The following is a 24477-nucleotide window of genomic DNA, read 5'->3' as shown; positions in this document are numbered from 1 at the left end:
ACCTCCTTTATTTTTTGATTAGGTAAAGTTGCTGGCTGAGATAATCTCCTTGTGGCAAGGTCATGGTCAGACCCGCATACATGAGCTCTGCTCCCGAATAAATCTTGCCTTCACCGACAAGTTCATAAAAAGCATCTGGCTCCAAACCTTTTAGTTTCAATGTTGTTTCAATGCTTTCAATGGTTGACAAAATCCGCACGTAAGTGACTACTATCCCTTTTTCGTGATTGAATTGGACAGCTGCTTCATTAGAGTGTTCATTTGGATTTAAGAGCCGATATTGCTTGCCAAATTGGACAATGGGCCGAATCTGCTTATAGGTTTTAACCTGCTGAGCAATCTCTCCTTTTTCATTTGCAGATAAGGTTGTTAGATCCAATTCATAGCCAAGATTTCCCATCATAGCAACATGACCGCGTGTTGCAAGCGGAGTTAGCCGCCCCATCTGGTGATTTGGAGCAGCAGAGACGTGCGCTCCAACAGAAATCGTTGGATGGAGATAAGACGAACCATATTGAATGGACAAACGAGCAATGGCGTCCGTATTGTCACTAGCCCATACCTGCGGAAAGTAGCGCATCATGCCCAAATCATTACGGCCGCCGCCGCCCGAACAGCTCTCAAATAAAACATGAGGATGTCTTTGGGTCAAAAAACTAACAAGTTCATAAAGCCCCAGCATATAGGCGTGAGACTGCATCTGGGTTTCCAGATAGGTTGAGCCATTACCGATATTCGTTATGTTGCGATTGTAGTCCCATTTAATATAATCAATGGCATTGTCAGTCAAGAGCTCATCAAAGACATGCTTCATATGAGCTACTACCTGAGGATTGGCATAGTTAAGTACCAGCTGATTGCGCGAATAGGTATGCCCTCGCCCTTCAGCCTGAATAATCCAATCCGGATGGGCCTTATAAAGGTCACTGTCCTCTGAGACCATTTCCGGTTCCACCCAAAGGCCAAATTTTAAACCTTTCTCATGAATGGCTTTAATCAGCTGTGACAAACTGCCGCCTAATTTTTCTTCATTGACAGACCAATCTCCCAGAGATCGATTATCATCAAAGCGCTGACCAAACCAACCATCATCTAGGACAAACAGCTCCATACCCAATTGGCTGGCTTCATCTGCCAATTCAAGCAGCTGGTCCTTCTTAAAGTCAAAATAGGTTGCTTCCCAATTATTGATTAGAATTGGACGCTCCTGCTGTGCAAAATTAGAAGGAATAATATGCTGCGTCACAAAATGCTGGCTTTCCTGGGTCAGAGCTGTCAGCCCCTTATCACTATAGGTAATTAGTGCAACTGGTGTATCAAAATGGTCATTAGATTTTAATTCCCAAGCAAAATTATCATCATTCAGCCCGATACCCAGCCGCACCTCATTCAATTGATTTTTTTGAACAAAAGCCTGAAAATTGCCACTGTACATCAGCTGTAGAGCCAAAGCTTCGCCATAATATTCATTAGTTTCATGCTGACAGAGGACAAGAGCTGGTGTCTGAGCATGCCCGGATGCACCGCGGTTGGAAGCAAGACAAAAAGTTCCTTGTTCTACCTGTTGCCGACGAACGGTTTTCTCACGTGCATAAGCTCCTTGAAGACTGATAAGATCATAACTGTCAGCCGGAAAATCAAACATAGCTGAAAGAGCACGATGCACAACAATACTTTCTTTAGAATGATTTACCAGACGGGCAAAAGCTGAAATGGTAGCATTATCTGAATAGGCTGTATAGTAGAGCTTCAGTTCAATCTGTGCTAGGCTGTCTTCTAGGGTAAGTTCCAAAGTCTCAGAGTCTGCTTTAGAATAAGGGTTAGGCAAGCCTTTAGCCTCTCTTATCCCATCGATAACTCTAGCTTTTTTAAATTTAAACTGGGTCAGCTCATTGTTATCATGCTGAATAATAAAAGAAGGCCGTCTAAAATCTCCAAATCCATGGAGCCCTACTATCTGCCGCTGAGTATCATAGCTGTAGGTTCTAACATCAGGGCTAGGATTGCCGGAAAAAGCATGATCTTTTTCAGACAGTGTATTGGAAAAATGATACTGCGAAATTTTTTTACCCAAATGTTTCAGCAGCAAATCATCATTTCTTCTCTCAATAATCATTGAGGAATTTTTTGTTTGTATGTAAAAAAGATTGTCTTCAATTTTAATACCCATTAAACGTTTTCCCCTTTCATGATATTATTATAATACTTGAAAACGCTTTAAAAAATAGTTCTTTGTTTCCTTTATATGGTATAATGTTGTTTAATAGAAAGTGAGTAAAAGTATGAATGTTCTAAATGCCTACAGTGAATTTAGCAGCAGCCATTTTGACCTCAATGTGGATCACTATGGTGCTGAAGCTTGTGATAGCGGGTACTCTTTCGGCCCCAGTGTTCGTCATAATTATGTCTTACACTTTATCATCAGCGGCTGCGGACGTTTTACAGTTGATGGAAAAACCGTTCTTCTAAAGACCGGCGATATTTTTTTACTTCCCAAAGATAAGCTCACTTTTTATCAGGCTGATTACGACGATCCTTGGACCTACCTCTGGGTAGGATTCAGCGGTTCACATACAGAAAGTATCCTGCGTCAAACAAGTCTCTTCAATCATTTTTACTGCCACTCTTCTATTCATTCTCCCATTTTGAAACAGCTGCTGCGGCTGATTGATTCGAACACTCAGCCCTTAAATACCGCTGGTGAACTACAGCTTATCAGTGATTTTTATCAGCTGCTAGCCTACCTCATTACCGCATTTCCTAATCCTAACAGCAGCCAGCAAACCGAACATTATATCCGCCAGGTTTTGAAAATAATTCACAGTCAGTACGATAAGCCCTTGCGAGTAGCTAAAATTGCCGAAAAAATGAATTTGAACCGCAGTTACCTGTACAAGATTTTCAAGGAAGAGACTGGCTGCTCAATAAAAGATTATATCCTTCAAATCAGAATGGAAAAAAGTTCCAAACTGCTGCAAAATCCTGAGCTAAACATTAGCGAAATATCACATTCTGTCGGCTTTTCTGATCCGCTTGCTTTCAGCAAAGCCTTCAAGAAATATTTCCAAACAAGTCCCAGCCAATACCGTAAAGAACACATGTAATTTCGAATCAAAGCCAAAAATTAGTTTTGTCCCATATGAAAACCAAGCCTATTTCTTAAGCTGATGTTTTTATCTAACTTAAGAATAGGCTTGGTTTATGTCAGTGTCTATTGCAAATCTGCAACAAAAAAAGAGTAAGACAAATGAGCCTCACTCTTTAAGCTGGAAAAAATCTAGCTTTTAAGAGTCAACATAAGGTCAGTCTTACTCTTTTTATTATTGAAAACCGCTGTTCTTCCTAATCATCATAACCTCTCGGATGGCTTGAATGCCAAGCCCAAGCTGAGGCGATGATTTTTTCAATGTCATCAAACTGCGGTTCCCATCCAAGTATTTCACGCGCTTTTTCTGAGCTGGCTACCAGTATATCTGGGTCACCAGGGCGGCGGTCAGCTTTTTCGGCTGGAATTTCTTTGCCAGTCACCTTACGAGCGGCTTCAAGGATTTGCAGATTTGAAAATCCTGTTGATGAACCGAGATTGAAGGCCGTTGATGGATTACCCTCACGCAGGTAGTTAACAGCCAGTAGGTGGGCATCCGCCAAATCAAATGGGTGCACATAGTCGCGGACATTAGTACCATCTGGTGTCTTGTAGTCATCACCAAAAATCATGATTTTCTCACGCACACCTTGGGCAACCTGCAAGATGATTGGCAGCAAATGCGTCTCAGGAGCGTGGTCTTCACCGATAGAACCGTCTGGTTTGGCACCTGCTACATTGAAATAACGAAGCGGCACAAATTTAATACCGTAGGCTTGGTCGGACCATTTCATAATGGTCTCCATCATGAGTTTACTTTCACCATAAGGATTGATAGGATGCTGCGGTGTAGTTTCTTTGATAGGAAGTTCATCAGGAATACCATAGGTCGCTGCTGTTGATGAAAAGACAATGTACTTAACATCAAATTCATTCATGACTTCCAAAAGCTTAATCATGCCAGCAGTGTTGTTGTCAAAATATTTGAGCGGTTTTTCCATGGACTCTGCAACGAGAGAATAGGCTGCAAAGTGAATCACCGCATCCACATCAGGATTTTCAGCAAAAACCTTGCGCATAAAATCCTGATCCGCCAAATCGCCTTGATAGAATTTTGCATCTGGGTGTACCGCTGCGCGGTGCCCAGTCACCAAATTATCAACGACAACGACCTCTTCCTCACCTTTTTCAATAAGGCGATCAACCATGTGAGAACCAATATAACCAGCCCCACCCAAAACTAAAATAGCCATAACATCACGATACTAAGGTCGATAGAAAGCAAAGTCAAAATAAGGGCTTGGCAGAAAATCCTGATTTTCTAGCCAAGACATCTTTTTGACACGGCTTTCCGACTGAGTTCAAATGCAATGAACCCGCAGTCAACCCTATCCTTTCTTTAAATTTTTACCTCTTGTGCAAACCAATTTTAGAAAGAACCAAAACACAAAGCAAAAATAAGAAATCTGGCCTAGATATTTACATCTAGGAAGGTTTATCTTTTTGCACAGGCGTTAGGCGGGTTCAATTCCGATAATAGGGTATCAGAATTAAACTTTTTCTTTTCTTTTTATACTAAGGTCAATAAAAAGGCAGCCGAGTTCAAGTGAGGTAAACTCGTAACCCCATTTTTTACTCGATGCCAACACTTTCTACAAAGCGCATAAAGGCTGCTTGCCCCTTGGCATCGCGTTTGTAGACACCTGCGTCTTCCAAAACACGGACAAAGGTTTGACCGACAGCTTGTCTAACAATTTCTGAAACAGTTTCTGCACTCACATCTGGATATTTTGCCTTAATGGCATCTGCCCAGTCCCTGTGATAGTCTGCCATTTCATTATACTGGTTTAGGAGGTATTTTTCAACTTCTTCTAATTCGTCCTTTAATCTTGGTGGTAAAATAGCCAAGCCCATAACCTCAATCAGTCCGATATTTTCTTTCTTGATATGCTGCACATCAGCGTGGGGATGGTAAACCCCGTCAGGGTACTTCTCGCTTGTGTGATTGTCACGTAAAACAAGATCAAGTTCAAAAAGGCCATCTCGCCTGCGGGCAATCGGTGTAACCGTGTGATGCGGCGTGTCACCAGTAAAGGCCACAATACCAACACTGACATCAGAGTAGCTGCGCCAAGCTAGACGAATGATTTCAGCCAATTCAACCAAGCGAGGCTTGGCTGCTCCACGCAGTCTGATGACTGACATGGGCCACTTAACAATGCCCGCTGTCACATCTGGGAAACCTTTGAAATGAAATTCCCTGTCCAGCTCTGCTATTTCCATAGGGAAAATCTGACGACCGCCCTGATAATGGTTGTGTGTCAAAATGGAACCACCAACAATTGGCAAATCAGAATTGGAACCTGCGAAATAACCGGGGAAAATGTCCACAATATCAAGGAGCTGTCTAAATGTGTCTTGACTGATAACCATGGGCACATGCTCAGTGTTAAGGAAAATACAGTGTTCATTGAAGTAGGCATAAGGTGAATACTGGAAGCCCCACTTCTCATCACCCAAATTCAGGCGAATAATACGGTGGTTAGCACGCGCCGGGTGATTGATACGGCCTTGATAGCCCTCATTTTCCAGACAGAGCTGGCATTTAGGGTAGCTGGAACTTTTAGCTGACCTGGCTGCTGCAATAGCCTTGGGGTCTTTTTCAGGTTTTGACAGATTGATGGTGATATCAATATTTCCATAGTCTGAAGGCGTTGAAAAGGCAATATTTTTAGCAATGGCAGCCACTTTGATGTAATCATTACGCTTGCTAAGATTATAGAAATCTGAAATAGCCTTTTGAGGAGATTTTGCATAAGTATCCCAGAATTCCTTGTTGACTTGGCTTGGTATTGGGGTAATAAAATTCATCAATTCTGCACCCAAGCAATCCTTTTCTTCTGCTAATTCGCCCAACTTACCATTTGCTACTGCCAGCTCAAGCAGTTCATCCTTGAGGGCGATGAGTTCCGTTTGACTGGTTTCCTGCTGAGCATTATCTTCCCCCACAAGAGCAAGGATACGGTTTCTGAGATAAATGTCATCTAATTCTGTGTAGCTACTGTTTTCGATGATTTTGCTAACAAAAGTATCTAGTAATGCGGTCATAATCTTATTTCCTTGAGAGGACATGTGAACCACCAGCGATTTCCGCAATGTAAAAGTCTGGCGCATAGCCGATAGTCTCGGTATAAACATGTCCCACATTTTCCTTGAAAGCTTCAACCTTATCTTTGGCCACAATAGCAATAGCGCAACCACCAAAGCCTGCTCCTGTCATACGAGCTCCGAGAACACCTTCTTGTTCCCAGGCAGTGTGGACTAGTGTATCGAGTTCAATACCAGTTACTTCATAATCATGCTCCAGTGAGACATGTGAGGCATTAACCAAACGACCAAATTTTTCCAAATCACCTACTGCAAGAGCAGCCTTGGCTTTCAAAGTCCGTTGGTTTTCAGAAACGGCGTGGTGTGCCCGCTTGATGCGATTACCATCTTTGATGAGGTAATCATATTCGTCAAAGGTCGCCTCATCAAGCTCACCCAGGGTTTTAATATTTAGCAAGGCATTCAATTCTTCAAGGGCTTTTTCACATTCTGCACGGCGTTCATTGTACTTAGAATCAGCCAATTCACGGCGTTTGTTGGTGTTCATAATGACAATAACATTGTCGCTAAGATTAAGCGGAACAAGCTCATATTCCAAAGTATTGGTGTCAAGATAAATAGCACCTTGATCAGCACCCATACCGATAGCAAATTGATCCATAATACCTGAATTGACACCGATAAAGTCATTTTCTGTTTGTTTACCAATTTTTACCAAATCTAAGCGATCCAATTTGAGCTTAAAGAGTTCTTCTGCTACAACACCGACTAAAAGCTCCAGCGAAGCTGATGAAGACAGCCCAGAACCATTGGGAATATTGCCACGAACGTAAAGTTCAAATCCCTTATCGATCGTATGGCCGGCTTCCTGCAAGAATTTGATAACGCCTTTTGGATAATTGGTCCAGTCATCTGCCTTGTCAAAGATAAGATTATCAAGATCAAGCTCGATAATCCCTAGGTCTTTAAAATTAGCTGAGAAAAAACGTAATTTCTTATCATCACGTCTGCGAGCAGCACCATAGGTTCCCAAGCTAATGGCTGCCGGAAAAACATGACCACCATTATAGTCCGTGTGCTCACCGATCAAGTTGATGCGGCCGGGTGAAAAGACCGTAACATCAGCCTCTTTGCCAAATATTGCAGCAAAGGCCTCTTCAAGTTCTTTTGTGTCCATATGACCCTCCAAAATCTTTTGTTACTTCTATTGTAAATCCAATATAGGTCTTCGTCAATAAATTTACTAAAAATTTACTAAAAAATAGAATTATGCTATACTAAATTTACTAACATCTCAAGAAAGGAGAAAAAGACAGACCTAAAAACTTAAAATGGCAGACGCAGCGTGCTTCATCAGACGACTAGTCTAAAAAAGCTTAGACGTTTTCTAAATACTGCTCTAGCTCTCCAATGTCATCTATTTTTTAGGTTCTTCCCACTCATTTTTATGGCTACTTTAAAAGATATTGCAAAATTAGCAAGAGTTTCTCCCGCTGCAGTTTCTCGGGTACTTAACCGTGATGAGACACTGTCAGTCAGCGAAGAAACTAGACACCGCATTCTCAGTATCGCTGATGAACTCGGCTATACCAAGCATCAAAAGAGCGGTAACTTTACAAAAGCCCGACAAAAAATTGCTGTTGTTCAGTGGTACAGTGAACACGAAGAACTCAATGACCTCTACTACTACACTATCCGTATCGGTCTTGAAAAGCGGGCTCAAGAGCTGGACTATGAAATTTTGCGGTTTTTTAACAATGATATTTTAACCCTATCCGAAAATGTTGTCGGTATCATTGCCATTGGCAAATTCAGCAGCCAACAAATTGCAAAGCTGGAAAGCTATACCGATAAGCTGGTATTTGTGGACAGCGATACGCTGACAGCAGGACATCCATGTGTTACGACTGATTTTGATCATTCTGTTATTAAAGTTATAGATCATTTCTTGCAAAAAGGATTATCTAAGATTGGAATGATTGCTGGCGAGGAAAAGACAGCCGATGGCAAAGAAAGCCTCATTGACCAGCGCTTTCGCACTTTTAAAAACTATGCCCATGAAAAGGGTATCTATAAAAGCCACTACGTTTACATCGGAGAATTCTCAAGCCAGTCAGGCTATGAATTAATGAGCAAGGCTATCCATGATTTGGGCAATGATTTGCCACAGGCCTTCTTTGTTGCCAATGATACTCTGGCTATAGGTGCTCTGCGTGCCCTGCAGGAGGCTGCCATTGCTGTCCCTCAGCGCGTCAGCATAATCTCTTTTAATGACACCTCCTTGACCAGACAAGTCTTTCCTACACTCAGCAGTATCACTGTCTATACTCAGGAAATGGGGCGCATAGCTGTTGATGTTCTCAACCGTCAGCTTTTAAATCCTAATACTGTTCCAACTATGACAAGATTAGCAACCCATCTCACTCTAAGAGACAGCAGTTTGTAATGGCTGCTCTTTTACCGTTAAAAAAAACAGTTCCTTATTGGCAACAAAACCATAAGGAACTGTTTTTATGAAAAAGTAAGTGTAAAGCAAAAACTGGTTTGCAAGACTCTCTCATTGCCCAAACGCTTTATCACACTGATACAACTTCCAGCTGCTCGCCGCCCAGCAGGATCAAATATTTTTCAACGGCCGAAATAGCATAGGATTTGCTCAAGGCCTGAGCATACAGTGCCATCTGACCTTGGTAGCGCTGCTTAATCTCCTGACTGTTGGTAAATTTATCGGTTTTATAGTCAAAGAGAATGATGCGATCGTCCAAAAGAATATAGCCGTCAATAATACCGCGGACAACGAAGTTTTCTCCGCTTTCCGGATCTTTTTTCAGCATGGCAAAAGGTGCTTCACGGCGAACTTTATCAACATTTTTCTGAATCAGCTTTCCTAAATCTGTCGTCTGAAAGAAAGCTAGGATTTTGTCCGTCTGGATAGCTTTTTTAACTTCAGCTTCTACCGGCAGTTCTTCTAAGGCCTGCAAAATGTCAGCCATGCTGACTTCTTCACTCAGGTGCAGGCGCTGCATCAATTCGTGCAGACTGGAGCCAACAGCTGAAGGTTCAGGAGCCTTTTTCCCAGAAAAATCAGGAAGTTTAAATTTCGGCTTAGCCGCAAAAGCCTTTTCCATAATCTCAACACCCTCAGTATCCATGACAGGTTCATAGAATTTCTTGACCTGACTGGGTGTGCGGACAGTCGGCAAAGTGATGGCTGGCTGATAATTTTGGTTAAGCTTCTCAACAGCCTCCAGCATATCCAAAGCACGCGCAATATCTTCTGACTGACGGTTATCCTTGAGATCATCAGGATTATAGAGATGCTCTCGTCTGACCTTTCCTATTTTTTCTTCGGTCAGGTCGTCATCGGTCACAAAAATAGTTTTAAAATGCAGATTTTCACTGCTGTAGGCTTGCTGAATGGCCAAAAGCCAGTCTTGAAAGGTTAGATAGCTTTCGCGCTCCGCGGCCGGCAGATGATTGTTTTCAGATTTTCCGCTGTACTTGTCCGCCAGCTTTTCCGCGCTTCCCTTTCCGACCAGATACAGTCTTTTTTCAGCTCGTGTCATAGCGACATAAAGCAGCCGCATCTGTTCTGATAAGGTCGCTAAGCGCAATTCACGTTTGTTGAGCTGATAGGGCAGAGTTGCCATATTAACTTTGACAGCCGGCAGCAGTTTTTCCTGCAGCTCCTCTTTCATATCAGCCAGATACTTGATTCCTACACCATTTTGACGCGATAAGATGAGCGGTGAGGTCATATCCTGAATGCTGAATTTCTTGTCAATATTAAGAATAAAGACATACTTGAACTCTAAGCCCTTACTCTTATGGATAGTCATGAGCGTAACAGCGTTTTTAGGGAGAGCAACCTCAACATCAGCTAAATCATTCTGACTTTCTAAAATACGGTCAATCATCCCAATGAAACGTGACAGTCCCTTAAATCCGGTCCGCTCGAAATTATTGGCACGCAGAGCCAGCGCATAGAGATTGGCCTGCCGCTGCTCTGCTCTCGGCAGACGTCCTACATAATCATAGTAAAACCTTTCATTATAAATTTTCCAAATCAAATCATAGAGCGAGTGCAGTTTGGCAAAGCGGCGCCAGCTGTTAAAAACATATAAGAAGTCCTTCAGCTTGGCAGCTAAATCTCTTGTGATGAGCTCTGGATGCTGTCCTAGCTTATTCTTAGCGTTCTGCAGTTTTTCATAGAGATTTTCCTTCTGGCTGTTTATGGTCTTTTGCAGCGCTAAGCGCGTCAGCTCATCTTCGTCAAAAGCAAACATGGGCGAGCGCAAAAGCGCCGTCAGGGCATAGTCATTGAGCGGATTGTCAATCGAACGTAAGGTATCCAGCATAACCATAACCTCAACTGACTTGAGATAATTTTGCTCACCGCCGTCTGTTACCAAAGGAATCCCATATTGCTCAAAGGTCTGTATTATGCCGTCATTGCGGGTTCTTGAAGCTACTAGCAGGGTAATCTCTTCAAAAGGAACCTTTTCTTCATTATGGAGACGAATAATTTCTTTGGCCACTAATTTAACCTCAGCAGGGCTGATTTGCCCGCTGTCATCATCAGGCAGAGAGTCATCATTTTCATCTGTATCATACAGTAATACCTGAGTTTCATTTTCGGGATGCACTTCTTTTTGACGGTCGCTTCCTGCCAGCAGCTCGTGGCTGTCATCATAGACAATCTCGCCGACAGTTTCATCCATCAGGTGACGAAAAACACTGTTTGCTGTTGCTAAAACTTCTGACTGGCTGCGGAAATTTTCCTTGAGCAAAATCAGCTTGCCATGTTCAGGATGTTCTTGAAAATCCTTAAATTTCGCATTAAAAATCTGCGGGTCTGCCTGACGGAAGCGGTAAATAGACTGCTTGATATCTCCTACCATAAAGCGATTGTGCCCATTAGACAAAAGTTCCAGCATGCGTTCTTGTGTATGGTTGTTGTCCTGATACTCATCGACCATGACTTCATGGTACCTGTCTTGATAGAGCTGTCTGATAGAGGGATTTTTTTCTAAAATATCAATAGCAAAATGCGCAATGTCCGAGAACTCAAAAGCATTCTCCTGCATTTTTGCCTGCAGGTATTGGTCAGAAAAATCGATGACAAACTGCTGCAAAATCCTAAGCAAGGGCAGGCTTTCAGCTTGGTAGGCAAAGATCGTCTCTAAATGCTTCAAGTCAGCCAAGCGGCTCTGCAGGGGTTTGAAAACAGGGTATTTGACCTTAGCAACCGTGACACTGTCTCCGGACGGAAGGAGTTGGGCAAGGTCATTGGCCAGTTTTCCAAGACCATCACGCCCGTAGAGCGTTTCAAAATGCCAAGCCCAGTCTTGCAGCTTGTCAATCATATTGAGGTGCTTTTTATAGTTGGCTGTCGGAGCACCCTTGCCAGTGACCTGCTTGTAGTCTTCCAAATCGGTTACATCACGCAAAGCCTTGGCCGTATCCTCCATGCTTGCCAAAAATGCTGCAACTTCCTGGTCTGGAATGGCTGAAAAATCTGTGTAGGTCTCAGCTCCCTTTAAAAAACTGTCTGTCAGCCAGCTTTTAGGATTGTCTGTCGCCTGGCTGAAATCATAAATCTTATAAACCAATTGCTTAAAAGGATCTGAATCCTTACGGCTGCCGGCAAAATTCTTGACCAGCTTGATAAACACCGGCCTGTTCTCAGAGCGCATATAATCCGCAAAAAGATCTGCAAAAACATCATTTTTTAGAATGTCCTGCTCACTCTTATCCTGCATAATCCGAAAGCTGGGCGAAATCCCCAGCGTATAGCCGTATTGGTTGACCAATTTTTGCGTGAAGGCGTCCATCGTGCCAATATCAGCCGTCTGAACACCGGCCAGCTGTTCAGCCAAGAACTGTTTGAGTTCGGGTTCGTCTTTTGTTTGCAGCTGTTCAATCAGCTTTTTTTCCAAGCGCTCTTTTAGCTCTCCTGCCGCCTTGACAGTGAACGTTGAGATAAAAAGCTGATCAATTTTGACACCGCGCAAGAGCTTATCCATAATACGCTCAATCATGACAAAAGTCTTTCCAGAACCTGCCGAGGCAGAGACCAAAATATTATTGCCGTAACTGTAGATCGCTTCAATTTGTTCAGGAGTGCGTTTTTGCTGCTTGTCAGATCCGGCCTCTTCAAGCTGCAGGGAGGCGATCTCTTGAGCAGTTAAAAAGTTTTTAAAGGTCATTGTTTTCCTCCTCTTTTCCCTGCATCAGCTGCAGGAAGCCCTGGCGTTTTTCTTTGCGCGGCAGCTGATAGAGCTTGCGCGCATAAGGCATGTGGCGGTCAGCTTCAAAACCTGTGATCGCTTTAAGCTGCTCTCCCTGCACCGATTTGCCGTCCTCAGTATAAGGATTAATCAGGAAATGGCCGCTTCGAATTTGCTGGGCGGCTTTTTGGTACAGCCTGCGGTTATAAGCCAGCAAAAGATTAATTTCTTCCTGACTGTAGACCGAGTCGTTCAAATGATATTTGCCATCAGCTAGATAAGCTTTTTCCTCATCTAAGAAAAGCCCTCTGTAAGTCAACTCCTTATGGACTGCCTCAGGAATCTTATCTAGGGATTTGACCTTGCTTAAATCTAATTTTGGCTCTTGCATGTGCAGATACATGGCGCCAAAGATCTTCTGGCCGCTAGGCACAGCTTCTTTATTTTTGACTGCCTCCATATAGGTCAGCAGCTGCGGACTGAGGCCATTGTAAAATTTCTGGATATCAAAGGTATTTCTGCTTGATTTGTAATCAACAATCCCCAGACTGCCGTCGGACAGACGATCAATGCGGTCAATAAAACCGCGGATTTTCACTGCATTTCCCAGCATGAGCTCAAAAGCTTCTTCTTCGCTTTCCACTTGAATGTGGTCATCATCACGCAAAATGCTGGCTGTGCTTCTGGCAATATCTTCTAAAACATCTAAAGAATAGCGGCTTTCCTCATCTTCTTCATAAAGCATTTTAAAGCTGTTTTCCTGATTGGCCTTGGCTATTGCCTGATTTAAGCGGCCATCAAAATCAGAAGCTGCCGTATCCTGCATCACCAATTCAAAAATCCGGTGCAGGTAGCTTCCGTGATTTCTGTCATCGGGGTGAATGGTCTCCAGTTCCTGCAAGCCAAGCACGTACTGCAGGAAATAAAGATACTGATTGTTGTAAAAAGCAGTTAGGGCGGACGATGACAGATTTAAGGGCTCATCTGCCGGAAAGCGCGCTTTTATCACCGAAGGAGTCAGCGGTTTGGTCTGCATGCGGTCATTAATCTCAGGGATTACAATCCCCTGCTCATTAAGTTTTTTGCGCAGGTAGCGCACAGCTACCGACCAGAAGGTCTGCTCTTCCTTAGACATTTCCTGGTCAATGGCAGCACGTTCCAGTTCAATCACGCGCGACAGGAGCGCTTTATAGTTGCCAATGTCTTCCGGGTCAGCCAATTGGCGGCTCCGGCCCTTTTCCACTACCGGCACGCCAATTTCTGCTAATTCCAGTAAATAAGATGACGTAGTATCTTCTGCTTCATTTAAAATTTGCGGCAGGCTGAGAGTTAATTCCTCAGTCGCAGCATTAAAGAGCGACAGGGCTGCAAAATGATTTTTTTTGAGATTTTCACTGCTGACAATATCAAAGCGGCGATTATCCGGTGTTACTTCATTGATTCGTGAACGCTCCTCATCCGAAATCAGGCTTTTGTTTTGGACAATTTTAGGAAAGTTGGACTGTGTCATGCCCATGGCAAAAACAATTTTATTGGTGTGCGGCTCTACCAAATCATAAGATTTAACCGTTACAACATCAACTGTGGCAGGAATCATACGGTAATCAGCAGCCAGCATGCTGGCACGAAGCAAGGATAAAAACTCATCCAGCGTCAGCTTTTCCTGGCCGAAAATACTCTGAAACTGCTCTAAAATAGCTGTAAATGTCTTCCAGACTTGCTGGTGCTGTTCCTCTTCGATTTCCCCGCTTTCTGCTGTCAGCAGAGCAAAATTTTCCGGCAGGTGAATTGCTTCTAAAAAGCCGGTCAATTTTTTCAAAAGACTTTTTCCCAGCTGCTTTTGCGCTTTAACCAGCTGCTGCAAGGGAGCCATGAGCTCAGTTCGCCACCGGTTTATCTGTTTCAGATCAAACTGTCCCTGCTTATCCAGAGTAAAATCCTTAAAAAACTTGCTTTGTCCCTTGATGTCCGCATACATGATATAGTATTCTAATTTATCCAGTTCTTCCTGCCGTAATCGGCCGTATAAGCCTGACTTAAGCAGATTCATGACATCTTCGGCACGAAAATTATAGCGCTTTACCCGTTCCAGACTATCGACAAAATGCACCAAAGGGTGAGAACTCATGGATTCAGCCCGGCCGAAATAATAAGGAATCTCATACTTATCAAAAATTTTACCCACCTGCAGGCGGTAAGCGTCTGTATCGCCCAGCAAAACTAAAATATCCTTGTAGCGGTAGCCTTGATAAAGTTTCCGGCGTATGGCTCTGGCGACATGCTCTACTTCTTCTTTTTGATTGATGGCATCCCAAATAACAATGTGTTCCTTATCTTCTTCTGTTAGAATTCGGCTATCAGCAGAGAAATCATGACGACTCTCAAAAATACTGGAAAGATTAGCAAAAGCCTGCAGTCCCTTTTGCTTGGAGGTTACATACTCTGGTTTCGTTTGAAATTTAGCAGCCAGACCGCGCATAAAATCCAGGCTGGCCTGATAAACATTCCCATTTGAAAATGCTGAACGGTAAGCCTTTTGACTGATGTAAGTACCGATAACAACGGGCACCCCTTTTTCATGCAAGAGGCTGATGAGGTTTTCTTCTTCGGCAGAAAAACGGGTAAAACCATCCACAATAATCAGCAAATCCTTAAGTTCACTGTCCAGATGGCCTGATTTAAGCTGTTGGGCAAAAAAGGCTGTCTTAGTCTGAGTGTCAAAATTTCCAGCCTTTAAAATCGCCTCAGCCTCGTTAAAAATCTTAATCAGATCTTCCTGCTTTTCTGGAGAATTAAGCTCTGTCAGTTCTAAAACCGTCATATTGGAAGCCTTGAGCTCCTTATATAAATCGACCAATTGACTGATAAAGTTGGTGTCCTGTTTCAAACGGCCAAAAACAGGCAAATCCTGCTCAGAAAAACTAGCCAAGGCCCGGTAAAAAATCATAGCCAGACCATTGTCATCGATAACTTCTCTTTGATGGGGCTCATTTAAAACAAAATAACGGGCCATCTGCGCAAAACGCGTAATGGTAATGGCAAAAGAGGCCTCTTCAGGCAGAGCCTCCAAAACCGCCCGCTCCTTTTCAAAAGACAGAGAGTTAGGAGCAATATAAAAAACACGCTTGCCCTCTTTAGCAGCCTGCCTAGCCTCAGCAGCCAAAATCTCTGTCATATCGTATTGAATGTCGGTGTATAAAAGTTTCATAAATAATCCTCTGTAAAACTTTTTAATTTTTAACAAGATAAGTTTAAATTTAACTTGCTTATGAACCTAAGCTTCTTAGTTCTATTATCTAATATTTTACTTCTCTTGTCACTGTTTTGCTTTATGATAATTATTATCTCAAAACACATTAACTTGGCTTGTTTAAATGTTTGTACAATCATTGAGCAGCTAGACAATAAAAAGCATCGTTTTCACAAAAACGATACTTGTAAAACAAAAGTTCATGATAAGAGTTCTGACAGCACTGACAAGTCTGTTCTAAGCCTTAGAAGCTTTTTTAGCTCCTGTTTTTTTCTTAGGGGATTTAAAGTGTTTTTCCATTTCCCTTTCCTGATTAAGGCTATTTTGGTAAGACATCGAAAGCACCAGACCGACACCGATTAAGTTTGAAATCAGGGAACTGCCGCCCTGAGAAATAAAGGGCAGCGGAATACCAGTCAGAGGCAAAATCCCAACGGCTGCTCCGATATTTTCAAAAATATGAAAGAGAATCATCATGATAAAGCCAGTTGAAATGTAAGTATAAAATAAATTATTGGAAGCAAAAGTAACGCGCAACATGCGATAAATTAAAATCAAATACAGGGCTAAAACGATACTGCCGCCGATAAAGCCAAAATTCTCAGCAATGACTGTAAAAATCATATCACTTTCACGTACAGGGACAGGCAAGTCAACAACATTAAGTCCCTTACCAAACAAGCCGCCGCTGCCAATCGAAATCATCCCCTGTGTCTGCTGATAAGCAATACTACCGGCATAATCAAAGGGATTTAACCAAGCAGAAAGACGATTAATCTGATAAGTGTCCATGCCCATGTGGTGATAGAGAAACTCTTTTCCTCCTGGAATCAAAAAGACAACCATGAAGAGTGCAACTATAAGGATTGCTGCTCCTGCGACTGGCAAAATAATCTGCCAGGAAATACCAGCAATGAGAACCAAACCTGCTAAAATAGCCATAAAGACCATAGCCGTTCCCAAATCCTTTTGCAAGGCCAGCAAAACCATAATGGGCATGGTCAAAAGGGCGAACCACAGCAATAGCTTGCCATCCTCCCGCAAATCCTTTTCCCCATTCTTATATTTCTGCTTAAAGCTGACGGTCAGACGTGCTAAAATCAGAATATAAGAAATCTTCATAAATTCAGAGGGCTGAAAGAGCGTGATTGAGCCAAGGGAAACCCAGTTTTTAGCACCAGTTGAAGCCACTAGCTCCGGACTGTAAAAAATCAAAGGCAGAACCATCAGGACAAGGCCTAAACCATATAAATACGGTGTGATTTTCCAGAGAAATTCTGTGCTAAAAAGCATGACAACAAAACTAATGGCAGCTCCCATTATCAGCCAAATCATCTGCTGTCCCATCACAAAAATAATCTTACTGGGATAGTCATGAATAGTTGCCGTATAAACAGAATAAAGTCCAATAAGCACTAAAAAGAAGACTGGTAAAATAAGGGAATAATCAACTCGACTGTCAATAGGTTTTTTTTTCGTTGCCATGCTTGCTCCTAAGAATATTATAGAAAATATTATATCATTTTTATGACTTCATAGTATCTTAAAAGCTAAAATCCTCTAACAAAGATTAAAATAATCATTGAACAAACCAATCACTTTTTTTCGCTGCATTGCCTGTCAGTTCTTTGATACTTAACCATTATCCTTGCTTTAATTACCTTTTAATTTACTGATGATAAATCTAAAAATGGATATACTAAAAAAGCCCTTAGCTGCGGCTCGATTTCTTGTTGGCTACTGTCCAAAAGGCTTTGTTTTAGTGTAGAGGAAAAATTTTTATCCTCAAAAATAAAAAAAGCGACTTATTTCAACAGTCAACATCGCTTAAAGGCTTTCAAAACAATGAAACTATTCTAATTAACGTTTCAAAATATCCCCTGCCGGAATCGAACCAGCAACTGCTTCTTAGGAGGAAGATGTTATATCCATTTAACTAAGGGGACCGATTAACTCTTTCTATTGTATCGTAGACTAAAAAGGAATGCAACTCCTATTTGCAAATAAAGAATAGCCCTGTTAATTTTGAAAATTCAAAAAGGCCTCACTAATGGAAGACCTTTTTAAATGATTTTTACTGACGTTCTTTGATACGTGCAGCTTTACCTTGCAAGGCACGCAGGTAGTAAAGTTTAGCACGGCGTACTTTACCATGGCGAACTACTTCGATTTTTTCAACACGTGGTGTGTGAATTGGGAAAGTACGTTCAACTCCGACACCGCTTGAAATCTTACGAACAGTGTACATTTCTGAAATGCCTTGACCTTTACGGGAAATAACAACCCCTTCAAAAATCTGAATACGTTCGCGGTTTCCTTCGACAACCTTAGCGTGAACGCGGACAGTGTCACCAGGACGGAAACTTGGAATATCAGTGCGAAGCTGACCTTCAGTCAAACTTTGAATTAATGGATTCATTTTTTCTTCTCCTTATCTTACTAATCATAAGAGCTCTGTCCCAGCGGATTAGCCGTTTTTGTGCGTCCATTACACACAAAAAATATTGTAACAAAATCTGCAGCAACTGTAAAGTAAAATATTACAAAAGCTATACTCAGCAATCAAATGACAATATTTATGACTCAATATCTTCAAACTACTGAAGTTAATTGGGGCTTTACTGGCTGCTAGACCCTTTCTCTGATTTTTTGAAGCGGGTAGATGGAATGCCTGCGACTGACAATATAAGCAAAGGTTACTGCAATGAAATAAGCCGGCAGATTCTGATAGCCAAAAACTTCTCCTCCAATAAAAATTGGTGCTAGGTAGGTATTAGTGGCACTGCCAAAAACACTAATGTAACCAAGGGCTGCTGCTAGTTCAATTGGCAAACCAAAAATTCCAGCCAAAAGGACACCCAAGGAAGAGCCGATTGCAAATAAAGGCGTTACTTCACCGCCTTGAAAACCTGCTGCCAAAGTCAGAACTGTCAATAGTAATTTAAGCAGCCAGTCGTAAGCATAAATCTGCTTTCCGGAAAAACTGGCCTCAATCAGATTAGTTCCAAGACCTGAATAACGTCCCTGATGAAGGCTGAGAAAAAGAATAGCCAGTATTGATCCGACCAACAAAATTCTTAGGTAAGGATTAGGAAATAGGCGCGCTTGTACTTGCTTGAACCATGCCAAAAGATAAGCAAAAAAATTTCCAGCCAAACCAAAGAAAAGACCAAGAACAAGCAGGATTCCAAATAGTTTTGGGGTCAAAGGAAAGGTCTTAGAAAGCGCATGGGAAAATTTCTCCAAACCCAGACTGTGCGAAGTCAGGCTGGCAGTAAAAGAGGCTAGAGTCATCGGCAGCAAGGCACTAAGCCCAAGGCTGCCAACAACCAAGACTTCTAAGGCAAATAAAATCGCTGCCATCGGTGTCTGAAAGAGGCCTGCAAAACCAGCGGCCATTCCAGTAAGGAGAAAAATATGCGATTTATTGGGAAAATGATAAAAGCGGCTAAACCAATGAGCAACAGTTGCTCCCAGCTGCACTGCAACACCTTCACGACCAGCACTACCGCCAAACAGATGGGTCAGCCAGGTGGTCACAATAACCATGGGTACTAAACGCTTGGGAATAATTTCTTCTTCATCAAAACCAACTTGAAACAACAGGCTCATGCCCTTGCTACTCTTTCCGCCAAAATTTCGGTAAGCATAGACGATGGCTAAGCCGATAAAGCCTAAAAAAGGCAGCCAGGGCCACGGATTCATCTCTCTAACAGCAGTCAGGTACAAAAGCACACGGCCAAAAACAGCAGCAATTGCTCCTGCAACAACACCTATAAAGATGCCCATAAAAGCTAGTAAGAGCAAGACAGAATAAGGAAGTTCCTTGACTTCCTGAATTTTCTTTTCAATCATGATACTCCCTTAAAAATAAGAAACACAGCCTGCAGCTCATTCTTATACATTCCTCCTATTAAATTTTGGGAATTACCTTTTGAGCACCATAAACGCTGATCCGTTTTTTAACAATGCTAGCAAAGCAAACCACAATAAAAAAGTAAGGAATATTGTTAAAACCAAAAATTTCACCGCCAATGAAAATAGGAGCTAAAAAAGTTCCTGTTCCGCTGCCGAAGACACTGGCATAGCCAAGGGCAGCAACAAAGGCTGTCGGCAGGCTAAATAAAGGAGCCAGTACCGCACCGAGAGTCGCTCCGATTGTAAACATGGGCATTACTTCACCGCCTTGATAACCTGCAGACAAAGTCAGAACGGTTAAAAGCAGTTTGAGAAACCAGTCAAATGGGTAAACACTACCATTCTTTGAAAAACTAGCTACTATCAAATCAGTGCTTAAACCACAATAACGTCCAGTCCCTAATACGAGCAAAAGAACACTGAGCAGCAAACCTATGATCAATATGCGCTGATAAGGTCTTCTAAAACGCAACACCAAGGCTAGCTTGGTTCTTCTTAATAAATAGGCAAAAAAAGTTCCTGTCAACCCAAACAATATGCCCAAAAGAGCAAATTTTAAAAAGAGCAGAGGATTGAGTTCCATATTTACCTCTATCAAGCGGGTAAATTTTTTCAATCCCAGCAAATGTGAAGTATAGCTTGCCGTATAAGCTGCTAAACAAGTTGGCAGAAGTGCGGCTAGCTCTAATCGGCCAATCACAAGAACTTCAAGAGCAAATAATATGGCTGCTATAGGTGTTTGAAAAAGTCCTGCAAAACCAGCTGCAATTCCGATAACTAGGAAACTTCTTGAAGATTCCTTAAATGTAAAAATAGGGGAGAAAGCATGAGACAGAGCTGCTCCTATCTGAACAGCCACTCCTTCACGGCCGGCACTGCCGCCAAACAGATGGGTCAGCCAGGTCGAAAAAATGGCTAAAGGAACCAGTCTTTTAGGAATAGCTACTTCCTTTTTATCAGCCACATCAAAAACCAGCCCCATTCCCTTGATACTCTTACCGCCAAAACGGTCATAAAGAAAAACAATCAAAAGACCAGATAGAGGCAAAAAGGGAATAAGAAATAAAAAATGACTGGCTCTAAAGACTGTCAAGGCATTTAGAACAACACCAAAAACCATGTCAACAACACCAACCAGCAAGCCAACAAGAATAGCTGCTGCCGATACCAGCAGCAGGCGAATATTTTTCTCTAAATCAAGAAAGGCTTTCATCTGCATCCTCTCCCAATACTTTCATCTGATACTCTCTTGAATGCTTGAGAATATCCGTAAAAGTCGCTAAAACAGCCGAACGGTAGGCATTATTGGCAGTCAGTTCTGCTATTCTTTGCAGCAGGAGCTCCTCACGTTTGGAATCCAGCACCGCCTTGCCACTTGCCTTTTTGTAAGCAGCAACCTGACTGACTAAATCCATTCGCTTTTCTAAACAAGAAACTAATTCTTTATCAACAGCATCAATCTGCCTTCTAATATCTTGTAAATCCATCATATACTCCTTTGCTTCATTATAGCAAAAAAAAGGCCCTGCTTCTAGCCTTTCTTTTTCTCAAAAATTTTATAAATGAAAAGACAAACAAGGATAATGGCAGCAATGATAACTAGTTGCTTCACATTACCTCGTATAATAGCATGGCCGCCAAAAGCATAGAGGACACTGGTTGGCGTCACTCCCAGCAACAAGCAGACTAGCCAGCGCTGCCAGGGCACCTTGGTATCAAGAGCCGTATAATCCACTAAAAACGACGGGATAAAAGGAATCATATACCCCAGTGTTAAAGCCAAATAAGGATTTTTAAGCTGTGAAAGTTTATCCAGCTGTTCATTTAGCTGATTATCTTTTTCTGTTAAATCGACACGAGCCATGATTTGAATAAGGAAAAAATGCCCTATCATATTACCGCTGATATTCATCAAAATACCCAGCCAAGGTCCAAAAACCAGACCATTAAAAATTGACAAAACAGAGCTGGACAAAAAAGGAATGGCGGACGTCAGACTTGTTAAAAACGTTAAAATAACAAAGTTTAAAATATTTTCTGAGCGCAAATGCTGTTCAAAATCTTTGATGGTTGACTGAGGATTTAAAAGCAGCAGCCAGCGATTCCAATACCGGCAGAGCACAAAGACAAGGTAAGCAGCCATTATCATCAGCCCCAGCAGCAAAAAGAAACGCCTGATTTGCTTATATCTTACATGTATTTTTTTCATCATTTCTCTAAGACAAACATAAATATCCAGTAAAACGTCTATTTGTTTGCCTATTATAAAAGAAAGCATCAGAAAATTCAAGCTTCTGCCAACTCAATCAAATAAGTAGCTTTCCATGTCCTCAGGCCTATTGCACTCCCATGCTCGCAATTCATTACCAAGAAGCCTTTTTTACCTCTGGAATTTTCCCTTCATGAGCCAGTTGCCTAAAATTGATGCGGCTGACACCAAATTTTCGCATATAAGCATGAGGACGGCCATCAATACGATCGCGATTTTTAAGACGGTTAGGATTGGAATCCCGCGGAAGCTTGCGCAGAGCTTCATAGTCCCCTTTGGCCTTGAGCTCACGACGTAAATCTGCATACTTCTCAATAAGTTCTAACTGTCTATGATATCTTGCAATCTTAGATTTTTTTGCCATTATTATCTCCCTTGAAAAAAACTTAATATACTTAACTGGTTAAGTATATTACTATTATAGCATTTTCTCAAAAATAGACAAGCCTTAGCTGCTGCTTTGCCAATAAAACCATAAATTTAGGGAGCGGACAATAACCATGATGGCTGTCTGTCCCACTCCCTTTTGATTTTTAATAAAATTTTGTTAACCAACTGAACCTTCCATGCTCATGTTAATTAAAGCATTTAGCTCTACTGCATATTCCATCGGCAGTTCTTTGGTAATCGGATCCATAAAGCCATTGATAATCATGGCAGTAGCCTCTTCTTCGCTGATTCCTCGGCTCATAATATAATAGAGCTGCTCTTCGGAAACCTTGGAAACCTTAGCTTCATGTTCCAAAGAAACGTTTGAATTATGAATTTCATTGAAAGGAATGGTATCTGAACTGGACTCACCGTCCATCAAAATCGTATCACATTCAATATGTGATTTAGAACCCGAGCTGTCCCTGCCAAACTTAACCGTACCTCGATAATCTGTTTTGCCGCCGTCTTTGGCAACCGACTTTGAAATCAGCGTGCTGGATGTATGGGGTGCGTTATGGTAAACCTTGCAGCCGGCGTCCAGATGCTGGCCGTAATTGGCAAAGGACATGGACAAAACAGATGTTCTAGCATGCGGGCCAGTTAAAATCGAACACGGATACTTCATATTGACCTTGCTGCCCAGATTGCCGTCAATCCATTCCAGCGTTCCATTTTCTTCAACCGTACCGCGTTCGGTAACAAGGTTGTAAACATTATCGGACCAGTTCTGAATGGTGGTGTAGCGGAATGACGCATCACGCTTAACAATAATTTCAACAGTGGCTGCATGCAAACTGTTTGTCGAATAGGTAGGTGCTGTACAGCCTTCAATGTATTGGATGGAAGCTCCTTCTTCAACAATTATAAGAGAACGTTCAAATTGACCGGCATTTTCACCATTAATCCGAAAATAGGTTTGCACAGGAATCTGACACTGAACACCTTTAGGAACATAAATAAAAGTCCCTCCTGACCAGACAGCCCCGTTTAAGGCAGCAAATTTATGCTCAGCCGGCGAGACAACTGTCGCAAAATACTTTTTAACAAGGTCAGGATATTCCTGCAGGGCTGTGTCTGTATCCGTAAAAATAATCCCTTGCTTTTCAAATTCCTCTTTCATATTGTGGTAAACCACTTCTGATTCATACTGAGCCACCGCTCCAGATAAAAACTGACGTTCTGCTTCTGGAATGCCCAAACGCTCAAACGTTTTCTTAATATCTTCGGGAACATCCTCCCAGCTTCTGGAAGGCTCTCCGCTTAGTTTTTGATAATAAATAACATCATCAAAATTAATACCGGATAAATCTGGCCCCCAATCGGGCATGGGCAGTTGATGAAAGAGCTTCAAACTGCGCAAGCGATAATCCAGCATCCACTCAGGCTCATTTTTTATCTCAGAAATATCCCTAACAATTTCTTCTGTTAAACCCTTGCCGGTTGAATACAAAGGTTTTATATCATCATGAAAACCAAAAGCATAGTCTCTATTTTTCAATACCTTTCACCTCCACAGTAAGGTGTAAAATTAGTCAGTGACAGCATTCACTTTCCTTTTCATTATACTCCTTTTCCACTGAAAATTCAGATATTTAACTCCAAGTTTTCATAGCTGAGCAGCAAAGATTTTTACAAACAACAATTATAAAAAAAAGCAGCAAACTGTTTTAACCTAGGGGTTAAAGCAATTTACTCCTCATCTTACTGTATTTTTTAGCCAACTTTATTAGAAATTTCTTCTGCAAATCGCTCAAGATTGTCAATATCTTCATCCTCTGCCGCCAAATCAACCTTGACAGAATCAGCTCCCTTTGTAGCACCTGTTCCTTCAAAAGCCAATTCAAAATCATCGACAGACTTGCAAAAATCATCGTAAAAAGTATCACCAGAACCAACAACACCGTAAATCTTGCCTGAAAGATCAAGATCCTGCAAATCTTCATAAAAATCTACAATCTCATCAGGAAGTTCGCCGTCACCATAGGTATAGCTGGCTACAATAGCAATATCAGCATCCTGAAATTCATCCGCATCTACTGTCGTGCATTCATCCACATCTACTGTGTGTCCTAATTCCTCTAACTTTTGAGCAACAATGTCAGCAATTTCCTCTGTATTTCCTGTCATACTGGCAAAAACAATTTTAGCGAAAGCCATAATATCCTCCAAAATAAAACTAGTCTGA

The 24477-nt window shown here is 41.9% G+C and carries 17 protein-coding genes and 1 tRNA gene; 2 read left to right on the top strand and 16 right to left on the bottom strand.

All coding sequences use genetic code 11. From position 1 onward, the window contains the following. Positions 1-7: 7 nt before the first annotated feature. The gene (locus SCSH_RS06010) at positions 8-2170 is read right to left on the bottom strand and encodes an alpha-galactosidase (RefSeq protein ID WP_057490990.1); all 2163 of its coding nucleotides are present in this window, start codon (positions 2168-2170) and stop codon (positions 8-10) included. Between the two features lie 112 nt (positions 2171-2282). On the opposite strand from SCSH_RS06010, the gene SCSH_RS06005 reads away from it, so the two are divergent. Continuing rightward, on the top strand, positions 2283-3104 hold the full coding sequence (locus tag SCSH_RS06005; RefSeq protein WP_057490989.1) for an AraC family transcriptional regulator: 822 nt from the start codon (positions 2283-2285) through the stop codon (positions 3102-3104). A gap of 238 nt (positions 3105-3342) precedes the next feature. Here SCSH_RS06005 and galE read toward each other — a convergent pair whose 3' ends face one another. The 3 genes from galE to SCSH_RS05990 form a co-directional block, all read right to left on the bottom strand. Further along, positions 3343-4338, bottom strand: a complete 996-nt coding sequence (gene galE / locus SCSH_RS06000; RefSeq protein ID WP_057490988.1) for a UDP-glucose 4-epimerase GalE — start codon at positions 4336-4338, stop codon at positions 3343-3345. Between the two features lie 379 nt (positions 4339-4717). Further along, positions 4718-6193: a UDP-glucose--hexose-1-phosphate uridylyltransferase gene (galT, locus tag SCSH_RS05995; RefSeq protein ID WP_057491097.1), complete on the bottom strand. Its 1476-nt coding sequence runs from the start codon at positions 6191-6193 to the stop codon at positions 4718-4720. A 4-nt stretch (positions 6194-6197) separates the two neighbouring features. Continuing rightward, positions 6198-7370 carry a galactokinase gene (locus SCSH_RS05990; protein WP_057490987.1) on the bottom strand — a complete coding sequence of 391 codons (1173 nt, stop codon included), beginning with the start codon at positions 7368-7370 and terminating at the stop codon, positions 6198-6200. A 270-nt stretch (positions 7371-7640) separates the two neighbouring features. Here SCSH_RS05990 and SCSH_RS05985 point away from each other — a divergent pair, with 270 nt between their 5' ends. Beyond that, a complete protein-coding gene (locus tag SCSH_RS05985) occupies positions 7641-8639 on the top strand; it encodes a LacI family DNA-binding transcriptional regulator (protein ID WP_057490986.1) in 999 nt (332 codons plus the stop codon). A 130-nt stretch (positions 8640-8769) separates the two neighbouring features. On the opposite strand, the gene addA is transcribed toward SCSH_RS05985, so the two are convergent. From addA to SCSH_RS05925, 12 genes are all read right to left on the bottom strand, one after another. Then, a complete protein-coding gene (gene addA, locus SCSH_RS05980; protein WP_057490985.1) occupies positions 8770-12402 on the bottom strand; it encodes a helicase-exonuclease AddAB subunit AddA in 3633 nt (1210 codons plus the stop codon). Continuing rightward, positions 12392-15631, bottom strand: coding sequence for an ATP-dependent nuclease subunit B (rexB, locus tag SCSH_RS05975; protein WP_057490984.1), 3240 nt, complete (start codon positions 15629-15631; stop codon positions 12392-12394). Before rexB ends, addA begins: the two co-directional genes overlap by 11 nt. Positions 15632-15910: 279 nt before the next feature. Continuing rightward, on the bottom strand, positions 15911-17158 hold the full coding sequence (locus tag SCSH_RS05970; protein ID WP_057490983.1) for an FtsW/RodA/SpoVE family cell cycle protein: 1248 nt from the start codon (positions 17156-17158) through the stop codon (positions 15911-15913). Between the two features lie 389 nt (positions 17159-17547). After that, a tRNA-Arg gene (locus SCSH_RS05965) sits at positions 17548-17619 on the bottom strand. A 128-nt stretch (positions 17620-17747) separates the two neighbouring features. Beyond that, positions 17748-18092: a 50S ribosomal protein L19 gene (rplS, locus tag SCSH_RS05960; RefSeq protein WP_003087647.1), complete on the bottom strand. Its 345-nt coding sequence runs from the start codon at positions 18090-18092 to the stop codon at positions 17748-17750. Positions 18093-18301: 209 nt separating this feature from the next. Continuing rightward, positions 18302-19528 carry a chloride channel protein gene (locus tag SCSH_RS05955; protein ID WP_057490982.1) on the bottom strand — a complete coding sequence of 409 codons (1227 nt, stop codon included), beginning with the start codon at positions 19526-19528 and terminating at the stop codon, positions 18302-18304. Positions 19529-19586: 58 nt separating this feature from the next. Next, positions 19587-20804: a chloride channel protein gene (locus tag SCSH_RS05950; protein ID WP_057490981.1), complete on the bottom strand. Its 1218-nt coding sequence runs from the start codon at positions 20802-20804 to the stop codon at positions 19587-19589. Then, the gene (locus SCSH_RS05945) at positions 20788-21078 is read right to left on the bottom strand and encodes a chorismate mutase (RefSeq protein WP_057490980.1); all 291 of its coding nucleotides are present in this window, start codon (positions 21076-21078) and stop codon (positions 20788-20790) included. The genes SCSH_RS05950 and SCSH_RS05945 overlap by 17 nt, the downstream gene beginning before the upstream one ends. A 44-nt stretch (positions 21079-21122) precedes the next feature. Next, positions 21123-21800 (bottom strand): TVP38/TMEM64 family protein, encoded by a 678-nt coding sequence (locus SCSH_RS05940; protein ID WP_057490979.1) that lies wholly within the window; start codon positions 21798-21800, stop codon positions 21123-21125. A 154-nt stretch (positions 21801-21954) separates the two neighbouring features. Continuing rightward, positions 21955-22224: a 30S ribosomal protein S14 gene (gene rpsN, locus SCSH_RS05935; RefSeq protein WP_057490978.1), complete on the bottom strand. Its 270-nt coding sequence runs from the start codon at positions 22222-22224 to the stop codon at positions 21955-21957. 183 nt (positions 22225-22407) lie between these two features. Next, positions 22408-23790: a Fe-S cluster assembly protein SufB gene (gene sufB, locus SCSH_RS05930; protein WP_057490977.1), complete on the bottom strand. Its 1383-nt coding sequence runs from the start codon at positions 23788-23790 to the stop codon at positions 22408-22410. A 215-nt stretch (positions 23791-24005) separates the two neighbouring features. Continuing rightward, a complete protein-coding gene (locus SCSH_RS05925) occupies positions 24006-24449 on the bottom strand; it encodes a flavodoxin (RefSeq protein ID WP_057490976.1) in 444 nt (147 codons plus the stop codon). Positions 24450-24477: the final 28 nt, after the last annotated feature.

The sequence above is a fragment of the Streptococcus orisasini genome (assembly GCF_001431045.1).
GTDB classification, from domain to species: Bacteria; Bacillota; Bacilli; order Lactobacillales; family Streptococcaceae; genus Streptococcus; species Streptococcus orisasini.
The sequence above is the reverse complement of the archived record's forward strand: the minus strand, read 5'-3'. Positions and strand labels throughout refer to the sequence as shown.